This window comes from Synechococcus sp. B60.1 (assembly GCF_047462555.1).
GTDB lineage: Bacteria > Cyanobacteriota > Cyanobacteriia > Thermostichales > Thermostichaceae > Thermostichus.
Genome location: NZ_JANSJN010000112.1, coordinates 1 through 8,906, shown reverse-complemented (window position 1 = coordinate 8,906; position 8,906 = coordinate 1). Strand labels below are relative to the sequence as shown.

Sequence of the window (8,906 nt, the reverse complement as noted above, 5' to 3'; positions counted from 1 at the left end):
GAGGGGGGGCAAGAGGCCTGAAAGCCTTGTGGCGCAAGGCATCGAGCGGGTCAACGAAAGAATCGGCCTTTGCGGGATTTGGCGAGGCGCTCGCAAAGCTGCTGATACCGTTTTTGTGTTGCTTTGCCAACACAGCTACGTAAGGGGCCGACAACGGTTTTAAAAAGGATGCTGCATTAGCCAAAAGCCGGCGAAGGACTGGGCCCGGAAATCGCTTTGGATGGCGAGGAAGTGGAGCCCTTGGGCTTGGCGTTGGCGTTGGGCAAAGCCTTCTGCCTCCGCTTGCAGCTTTTCATCTTTTAGTTGCGCAAACAGGTAGCAATCGCTGAGGCCAGCCTCGAACAGCAGCCGTCCCTCCGCCACCGTCAAGTAGGCAGGCTCCATACCGCTCAGCCAGGCTGCTATGGGCAGCGCCCGCCGCGAGGCAATCACCAACCCAGGAATGATGGTGTCGGGCGCCAGGGCCTCCCAGTTTAGGGGGAACAGCTCACCAAATTCCATTGGCCAGGTCTCGGCATCCCGCAGATCCCTGGCCCGCAGGGTAACGAACGCCCAGCGCTCTCCCTGCAACTTGTCCGGCAGGGGAATGGGATCCGGCGGATCCGGCTCCAATGGCGGCTCGGGGCTATAGGTAAATTGGGTTTCCTGGGGGTAAACCTGCTCTGCCCGTTCCCGCATCCAGGCCCGGAGGGCATAGACGCGGCGGCTGGGCAGCATCGGGATCCCAACGGCATTACAGGCCCGTTGCAAAATGGAGCTCATGCGGGCGCGGAAGACGCGAATGGCCGAAGGGGGCTGGGGGGCCATTTCCAAATAGCTGCGCAACTGTTGGGCCACCCAGGTGCTATTGACCTCTTGGTTGCTGCAGTACTGGGCCTGGCGAAACTGACCCGTGGGATCGCACACCAGCAGCTCCCAAACCCGCCGCTCCTGGGCATCCCGCAGCGGGACGGCGTTGAAATCCATCTGCCAGATGGGGCCGCGCATAGGGCCAGAACGAGGTGGTTGAGTGGCCAAGTCTGCCTCCCCTTGGCTACTTGCCGCTGACCTCACCGCCTGAGCAAGTGGAAAAGCGATCCTGGGAAGGATGGGCAGACCTATCCCCCACCAAAGCCCATTCCCGCTCCCCAAAAATGGCGGCAGGGTAGCGGTAGTACTTAAACTCCAGCAGGTTGTAGAAGGGATCCTGCAAAAAGAACGTGCCGTGCTCCAGGGGGGTGCCGACAAAGCGCCAGCGCGGCTCCTGATAGAAAAGCAATCCCCGTGCCTGGGCCTGCTCCGCCAGCGACTGCCAATCTGCTTGGGCAGGGAAAATCAGGCCAAAGTGGCGGGGGTAGATGCCCCGCTGTGGCGTCAGCTCTTCCTGGGTGAGGTGGGCCACTAGTTGATGGCCATAGAGGTTCAAAATAACTGAAACAGGGGTTTCCCGACCGATTTGGCAACCCAAGCCCTCGCCGTAGTAAGTCTTGGCCAAGGCAATATCGGCAACGGGAAAGGCCAGATGAAAGCGGATGGGTTCCATGGGCTCTCTCGCAAAGCAGCCTGCTCGACTCAGGATCCCTGCTCTTTACCAAGTTAGGCGATTTTAGCTCAATTGGCGGGAAGCCCCGCACTGTATGGGTGAATTGTGTTGACTCAAGAGCCAATCAGTGTCGGGATGAAAGCGGTTTGTGCTACAAGTGAGAAGAATATTAAATCTCTGGAGAGTTTCCTGCCGTGGGTGTCACAGTGGCAGCACGCTGAGACCTCCGTACCAACAAGTCTGGGAAGCGTGAAGCCCGTACGCTATCGGCTCGCGCAGCGTGGCGTCAGCCATGGTGTGTTGACTCAACGAAGATGAGTGCCCGGAGTCGTTCTGCTGCAACTGTCCCGCCCGCAGCAGCGCTGCCTGCTCTTGGGTTCAGGCATAAAAGTCGCGCTCGTAAAGCTGCATACTTACTCCCAGCGAAATTTGGCAGTTATTTTTCAGGGTAAAAGTTGGGATCCATTGCCTGCTCAAAAGTGTAGGGGCACCGGTCAGGCAGATCCTGAAGAGAAAGGGGCGTTTCTCTCACCACCAGGAGCAGTCCTTTTCGATAGGCCTTTTCCATCGCTTCAGCTAGGTAAGCTTTGAGGCTAGGGCTCTCCGCAATGAGCTCCTGGATCTCCTGTCGCTGTTCGATGATCGTGGCCTGCCAACTTTTGCCGCGAAGCTGGGGCTGGAACTGCCATTTGAGGAGGTGCCCCAGCAGGATCCCCAAGCGATTGACCAATTCACGGCGCTCTTGCCTGCCCAAAGCCTCGATTTCCTCCGCCAAATGCACGGTGTCTAGCTGCTCCAGCCGGCCCGCCCGCAGCAGCGCTGCCTGCTCCTGAGTCCAGGCATAGAAGTCGCGCTCGTAAAGCTGCATGTCCACCCCCATCTGGGCGCTGCCCGGGTATCAACCAATCCTACTGGCTCTAGGAGAAACAAGTGGCTGGGCGCGGGGAAGCTGGCCTGCCTTTAACTGCCGCTTGAGCCAAGAGTCCGCTAGACTAAAATCTGGACATCCCTTTTGCAACTCTATGGCCGACCCTCTCACCCCTCAGGTTAGCGAGCGCATCTGCAAACACATGAACGAAGACCACGCCGATGCGCTGGCGCTCTATGCCAAAGTCTTCGGCCAAGTGGAAGGGGTGACGCAGGCTCGCATGCAGGCCATTGACTCAGAAGGGATGGACTTGCAGGTAGAGGTAGACGGGGCCCTACGAACCCTGCGCATTCCATTTGATCACCCTCTCAAAGATTCTGAAGATGCCCACCACACCCTGATTGCCATGCTGAAACAGGCCCGTGCTCGCCTCCGGCAAGCCAGTAGCTAATCTGGGCCTGGCAGCAAAAAAGGAGAAGACCCCAGCACCAGCTAGCCAGCCGAGGCCGGCAAGAGACGGGTCTAGTGAGCTTGCTGCAGGAGCAGATCCAACTTGCCCTGGGCCTCAAGGGCATAGAGGTCGTCGCAGCCGCCGATGTGCTGGTTGTTGATGAAAATCTGGGGCACCGAACGGCGCCCGTTGGCCCGCTTAGCCATCTCCGCTCGCGCCGCCTCATCCCCATCAATGGCGTATTCGATGTACTTGACTCCCTTGCGGTCTAGCAGTTGCTTGGCGCGAATGCAAAAAGGGCAAAAACGCCAGGTGTAGATCTCAACAGCCATAGGGAGATAACGAACGCTTTCACATAGCTTAACATTCTTAGTTGGCCTCCTTCCAGTTGTGGCCAATTTGAATATCCACCACCAGCGGTATGGAGAGGGGCACCGCCCCTTCCATTTCTCTTTGAATGAGGGGCTGTAAGTCCTGCCATTCTGAGGGCTCTACTTCAAATACCAGCTCGTCGTGAACCTGCAAAAGTAAACGCGAACGAAAGTTCTGGAGCTTTTCCTGCAGGCGCACCATAGCTACTTTGATAATGTCTGAAGCGGATCCCTGAATGGGGGCATTCACAGCAGCCCGCAGCTCGGCTTGTTTGCGGTAGCCCGATAGCTGAGACAAATTGGGGAAATAGCGGCGGCGACCCAGGATGGTTTCCACATAGCCGTGTTCTTCCACAAAGGCTTCGGTGGCGCGGAGATAGGCAAAAACGCCAGCATAGCGCTCATTAAATCGCTGCAAGAACTGCTTAGCTTCTGCCAGCGATACTCCTGCCGTGCGGGCAAAACGCTGGGCTCCCATGCCATAGATCACGCCATAGTTAATCGTCTTGGCAAGGCGGCGTTCCTCACTGGTTACCTCTTGCTTGTCAAAGAGCAAGCGAGCGGTTAGGGTATGCACATCTTCCCCGGAGCGAAAGCACTCAAGGAGGGTTGGCTCTTGGCTGAGGTGGGCCAGGATGCGCAGCTCAATTTGTGAGTAGTCAGCCGAGGCCAACAGCCATCCCTCCTGGGGAATGAAGGCCTGGCGAATGCGGCGGCTAAACTCGCTGCGGATGGGGATATTTTGCAAATTGGGGTTGGAGGAGCTGAGCCGGCCAGTGGCAGTAACGGTCTGGTTAAAGTTGGTGTGCACCCTGCCTGTATCGCGTCTTACCAGAGCTGGCAGCGCATCCACATAGGTGGATTTGAGCTTGGCCAGGGTGCGGTACTGGAGAATAGTTTCAATAACTGGGTGATCCCCTTCCAGCTTCTCTAAAACAGAAGCGTCGGTGGAGTAGCCGGTAGCTGTCTTGCGAGTTTTTCGGACATCTAGCTTGAGCTTTTCAAAGAGTAGGGATGCCAGTTGTTTGGGAGAGTTGAGGTTAAAGACCTCCCCCACTTGGGCATAGGCCTTTTGCTCCAGGCTTTGTAGCTCTTTTTCCAGCTCCTGAGAAAGCTGCTGAAGAAACTCAGTGTCGATACGGATACCGACCCACTCCATTTCTTCCAAAACATGAGCCAAGGGCAACTCCACCTGGATAAAAAGATTCCAGAGGCGTGGGTCAGTCTGTTGCAGCTTCTCGGTGAGGATAGGCACCAAGCGATAGGCGCAATAGGCATCGGTGCCGCAATATTCTGCCACTTTGGCAATGGGCAGATCGGCAATGGACTTTGCTTTGCCCAGCAACTTTTCGTAGCTGGTGGTGGGCAAATTTAAATAGCCAGCTGCCAAGTCAGCCAAGTTGTGGCTGGCCTCTGGGTTGAGAACGTAGCTGGCCAGCATGGGATCAAATTGGATCCCTTGTAGGCGGATGCCATGGGCGCGAAAAATACTGAGATCATACTTGCAATTTTGCAGGCTTTTGGGCCGATTGGGATCCTCCCAAATGGGCTTTAGGCTCTGCTTAACTAGGTTCCAGTCCAGGTTGGATCCCTGGCGGTGACCAATGGGCAAATAGGCCACATCCCCCTCTGACCAACAGCAGCCAATTCCCACCAGTTGGGCGTCGCGGGGATCCAAACTCGTGGTTTCCGTGTCCCAGGCTACGATCCCAGAACAGGCCAACAGCTCTTGCCGCAACAGCTCCAATTGCTCTGGGGTATCCACAATGCGCACTGCCGGCAGAGAAGGGGCGGGAGCAGCGGGAAAATCAAACCAAAGGGCCTCGTCGTAGGCAGAGCCATCCCTTGCAGCTTCTGGGGAAGCTGTCCTGGCTGCAGTTGCCTGAGGGGGGATCCCGCCCAAGGTAGCCTGGAGTTTCCGCACTTGAGTAATGAAACTGCGAAACTCTAGTTTCTCCAGCAGTGGCAGCACTTCCTCTGGGTCAAAGCCGGTCAACCTCATGCCCTCCCAGTCAGGCACAAGGGGGACGTCGCAGTGAATCCGAGCCAGAAATTGGGAGTGCCGGGCCGCCGTGATCCCTTCCCTAAGGTACTGCTGGACTTTGCCAGGGATCTCCTCCAAATGGTTGAAAATCTCCTCCAAGCTGCCATAGCGCTGCAAGAGCTCTGCCGCTCGCTTGGGGCCAATCCCCTTGACGCCGGGAATGTTGTCGGAGGGGTCACCACAGAGGGCTTTGTAGTCGACCACTTGCCAAGGCCAGATGCCCAATTTCTCTTTGACCTCTTGGGGGCCAAATTCGCTGACGCGATCTTTGCTGTTGAGGTGCAAAACCCTAATTCTTCCCTCGCGGTCAATCAATTGAAACAGGTCCTGGTCACCGCTTAAGATCTGCACTCGATACTTTTGGGGAACAAGCCTACAGAGAGTCCCCAGAATATCGTCGGCCTCAAAGCCGGGCACTGCCAAAATGGGAATGCGCAGCGCCGCCAACACCTGCTGGAGGTTCTCCACATCTTCAAGAAACTCCGGCGGCGTTTCCGGGCGGCCTGCTTTGTAGGTTTCATCAGCCTCGTGGCGAAAGGTGGGCTGCCGGGTATCAAAGGCAACAGCTACATGGGTGGGGGGGTACTTCTCCAGGACCTCCAGCAGCGATTTCAAAAAGCCAAAGCTAACACTCGTCGGGATCCCGGTGGAGGTGCGCAAGCCCCCCTCGCGACTGTGGGCAAAGGCGTAAAAAGCGCGGTAGGCCAAGGAGTGACCATCGACCAAGAGCAGCGTCGGAGTGGGTGCGGCCATCGGCTTAGACCAGGAACTAAGTCCAGCCTAAGGGATCCCGACCTGGACAGGGAGCCGCTCCCTAGGGCCGCCAGGGAAACTGGCGAAAGTTAGGAGGGCGCTTCTCCAAGAAGGCGCGTTTGCCTTCGGCAGCTTCCTCGGTCATGTAGTACAGCAGCGTCGCGTCCCCGGCCAGCTCCTGCAGCCCCATCTGGCCGTCGCAATCGGCGTTGAAGGCGGCCTTGAGGCAGCGGATGGCCAGAGGGCTGTGCTGGAGGATCTCCCGCGCCCAGCGGATCCCTTCTGCCTCCAGTTCCTCCACGGGCACCACCGCATTGACCAGGCCCATCTCTAGCGCCTGGGCGGCCGTGTACTGGCGGCAGAGGAACCAGATTTCGCGCGCCTTTTTTTGCCCCACCACCCGCGCCAAGTAGCTGGCCCCAAAGCCGCCGTCAAAGCTGCCCACCCGCGGCCCGGTTTGGCCAAAGATGGCGTTGTCGGCGGCAATGGTTAGATCGCAGATGAGATGCAAAACATGGCCCCCGCCAATGGCGTAGCCGGCCACCAGCGCAATCACCACTTTGGGGAGGGAGCGGATGATGCGCTGCAGATCCAGGACATTGAGGCGGGGAACGCCTGCCTCGTCCAGGTAGCCGGCCTCTCCCCGCACGCTCTGGTCGCCCCCAGCACAGAAGGCATATTTTCCATCCGTATGCGGCCCGGCGCCCGTCAGGAGCACGACTCCAATATTGGGATCCTCCCGCGCATCCAGAAAGGCATCGATCATCTCGGCAACCGTCTTGGGGCGGAAGGCGTTGCGCTTGTGGGGGCGGTTGATGGTGATCTTGGCAATGCCGTCGTCGGTCTTCTCGTAGAGGATGTCTTCGTAGAGCTTGGCCGTCTGCCACATGGTGTCTTGGGGGTTCCTTTTCTTCGCCAATCCCTGCCCATTATCCGCGCTAACCGTCTGCCTGAACGAGGGATCCCACCAGCCCTTCCAGGGTGTACTCCTGGGCCACCACATCTACCCGCCCCAAGATCTGCCTGCAGGTTGCCGCCGTTTTGGGGCCGATGGCCGCAATCTGCACCGGCGGATCCCAGACTTCAGGGCCCAGCCCGGCCTGGTGGAGGAGATGGGCAAAATGCTGCACGGTTTTGGAGCTGGCAAAGGTGAGGATATCCACCTGGCGCTCCTTGAGGGCAGCCACCACCTGGGGATCCGCCGCTGCCGGACAGGCCGACTGGTAGGCCGCCACCTCCACCACCTCGGCTCCGCGTTGCCGCAGCCCCTGCACCAGCTCCTCCCGTCCTCCGGATTCGACGCGGGGAAAGAGGATGCGCTGCCCCTGCACTGGCTCCGGCCAAATAGGCAGCAGGGCTTCAGCCACAAACTCAGAGGGCAGCAAATCTGGGCGGATGCCGTACTGGGCCAGTACCGCCGCCGTTTTGGATCCCACCACTGCCACTTTCAGAGAGTAAAGAGCCCGGCTATCTCGCCCCTGCTGCTGCAACCGCTCGAAAAAACCCTGCACGCCGTTGGCCGAAGTCAGGAGCAGCCAATCGAACTTCTCCAGGTCAGCAATGGCTGTATCCAAGGGATCCCAGCTTGTAGGCGGCTGGATGACCAGGGCGGGCATTTCCAGCACCCGCGCCCCCTGAGTCTGCAGCAGCTCGCGCAAAGCTGGCGACTGCCCCTCAGCACGGGTGACCAGCACCGTTTTGCCTGCCAAAGGAGCCGGTGGCGGTAACGGTGGGATCCCTGGCAAAAACTCCTGCCGCAGCCGCACCACCTCGCCCACCACCAGCAGGCCAGGCAGCTTTTCTGGCTCCAACCCTTCCCCCTGTTGCAGCTCTGCCAGGGTGCCCACCCAAACCTGCTGCTCCGCCTGCCCCGCCCCCCAGATCACGGCGGCGGCACGCTCCGGCGGGATCCCAGCTTGCCTCAACTGGGCCGCAATCTGCTGCCGCTGCCGGGATCCCATCAAGATCACCAACGTATCCAACTGGGCCAAAGCGCCCCAGGGCAGGGCCTCCAGCTCGTGGGCGGTCAGCACGGCAAAGGCACGGCTCAAGTGCTTATCAGTCAGAGGGATCCCTGCCCACAAAGGGCCGGCCAGGGCCGACGACAAGCCTGGCCAGATCTCAAACGGGCAGCCCGCCTCCCGCAGGGCCTGCACCTCCTCGCGGGCACGGCCAAAGATCAAGGGATCCCCCGCCTTGAGGTGAACCACCTGCTTCCCTTCCCGGCAGCGCTGGATGAGCCAGCGGATGCCCTCCTGCAAGCTCGCTGCTTCGGAACGTCGCCACACCTGCGCCTGGGGGGGCAACTCCGCCAACAAGCGCTCGTCCACCAGCTCATCCACCCAAACGGCCTCAGCCCGCCGCAAGATCTCCAGCGCCCCTTGCGTCAGGCCGTCCCGCCCACCCAGCCCCGCCCCCACCAGATACACCTTGCCCATGCTGCTGCACCCCTTCTCTTGCCCTCTACCTGTTGATCCTGCCGCAAAAGCGGGATCCCGCCTGCTTGGCAACTCTTCCTCCAAGCTGAGGCAAAAACCACCTGCTTGCGAGATACTGAAAGCGTTGCAGTCTGAGGATCCCTGCCCATGGCTAGTGTGACTGCAGAGCTTTGGCCCCGACGGCGCTTTCTGGCCAGTGGAGCTGCTCTAGTGGCAGCAGCAGCGGGATCCCGCCGCTCCAGATCCCGGCCCCTGCGCCTGGTGACCAACTGGTATGCTCAGGCGGAGCATGGCGGCTTCTACCAGGCCCTGGCCCTGGGTATCTACGCCGACTACGGCCTGCAGGTGGAAATCCGCATGGGGGGAACGGCAGTTAACGTGTTGCAACTGCTGGCTGGAGGAGCAGCGGACTTTGTCCTCGGCGGCAGCCCCGACGCCCTGGCGGCTCTGCCGTCAGGG

9 protein-coding genes are annotated in these 8,906 nt (G+C 59.5%); 2 read left to right on the top strand and 7 right to left on the bottom strand.

Annotated elements, in window-relative coordinates:
- Positions 1-159: 159 nt before the first annotated feature.
- The 3 genes from NW863_RS11315 to NW863_RS11305 form a co-directional block, all read right to left on the bottom strand.
- Complete coding sequence (locus tag NW863_RS11315) at positions 160-1,017, bottom strand: Tab2 family RNA-binding protein (protein WP_414366437.1); 858 nt, start codon at positions 1,015-1,017, stop codon at positions 160-162.
- Between the two features lie 16 nt (positions 1,018-1,033).
- Complete coding sequence (locus NW863_RS11310; RefSeq protein ID WP_414366435.1) at positions 1,034-1,522, bottom strand: VOC family protein; 489 nt, start codon at positions 1,520-1,522, stop codon at positions 1,034-1,036.
- A 436-nt stretch (positions 1,523-1,958) separates the two neighbouring features.
- Complete coding sequence (locus NW863_RS11305; protein WP_414366434.1) at positions 1,959-2,402, bottom strand: DUF29 domain-containing protein; 444 nt, start codon at positions 2,400-2,402, stop codon at positions 1,959-1,961.
- Positions 2,403-2,544: 142 nt separating this feature from the next.
- On the opposite strand from NW863_RS11305, the gene NW863_RS11300 reads away from it, so the two are divergent.
- Positions 2,545-2,841, top strand: a complete 297-nt coding sequence (locus NW863_RS11300) for a DUF2470 domain-containing protein (protein ID WP_414359976.1) — start codon at positions 2,545-2,547, stop codon at positions 2,839-2,841.
- A gap of 71 nt (positions 2,842-2,912) precedes the next feature.
- Here the strand turns inward: NW863_RS11300 and grxC are convergent, their stop codons facing one another.
- The 4 genes from grxC to cobA form a co-directional block, all read right to left on the bottom strand.
- Entirely contained in the window at positions 2,913-3,173 is a 261-nt protein-coding gene (gene grxC, locus NW863_RS11295) for a glutaredoxin 3 (RefSeq protein WP_414359978.1), read from the bottom strand.
- A 37-nt stretch (positions 3,174-3,210) separates the two neighbouring features.
- Complete coding sequence (polA, locus tag NW863_RS11290) at positions 3,211-6,009, bottom strand: DNA polymerase I (RefSeq protein WP_414366432.1); 2,799 nt, start codon at positions 6,007-6,009, stop codon at positions 3,211-3,213.
- A 61-nt stretch (positions 6,010-6,070) separates the two neighbouring features.
- Positions 6,071-6,898: a 1,4-dihydroxy-2-naphthoyl-CoA synthase gene (gene menB / locus NW863_RS11285; protein WP_414366430.1), complete on the bottom strand. Its 828-nt coding sequence runs from the start codon at positions 6,896-6,898 to the stop codon at positions 6,071-6,073.
- A 49-nt stretch (positions 6,899-6,947) separates the two neighbouring features.
- Complete coding sequence (gene cobA / locus NW863_RS11280; RefSeq protein ID WP_414366429.1) at positions 6,948-8,447, bottom strand: uroporphyrinogen-III C-methyltransferase; 1,500 nt, start codon at positions 8,445-8,447, stop codon at positions 6,948-6,950.
- Between the two features lie 147 nt (positions 8,448-8,594).
- Here cobA and NW863_RS11275 point away from each other — a divergent pair.
- On the top strand, positions 8,595-8,906 hold a 312-nt coding region (locus tag NW863_RS11275), incomplete at its 3' end, for an ABC transporter substrate-binding protein (RefSeq protein ID WP_414366427.1).

Excerpts from the sequence above, each read along its gene's own strand:
- NW863_RS11310 (WP_414366435.1), bottom strand. The coding sequence starts at position 1,522 with ATGGAACCCATCCGCTTTCATCTGGCCTTTCCCGTTGCCGATATTGCC.
- NW863_RS11305 (WP_414366434.1), bottom strand. The coding sequence starts at position 2,402 with ATGGGGGTGGACATGCAGCTTTACGAGCGCGACTTCTATGCCTGGACT.
- NW863_RS11300 (WP_414359976.1), top strand. The coding sequence starts at position 2,545 with ATGGCCGACCCTCTCACCCCTCAGGTTAGCGAGCGCATCTGCAAACAC.
- grxC (WP_414359978.1), bottom strand. The coding sequence starts at position 3,173 with ATGGCTGTTGAGATCTACACCTGGCGTTTTTGCCCTTTTTGCATTCGC.
- polA (WP_414366432.1), bottom strand. The coding sequence starts at position 6,009 with ATGGCCGCACCCACTCCGACGCTGCTCTTGGTCGATGGTCACTCCTTG.
- menB (WP_414366430.1), bottom strand. The coding sequence starts at position 6,898 with ATGTGGCAGACGGCCAAGCTCTACGAAGACATCCTCTACGAGAAGACC.
- cobA (WP_414366429.1), bottom strand. The coding sequence starts at position 8,447 with ATGGGCAAGGTGTATCTGGTGGGGGCGGGGCTGGGTGGGCGGGACGGC.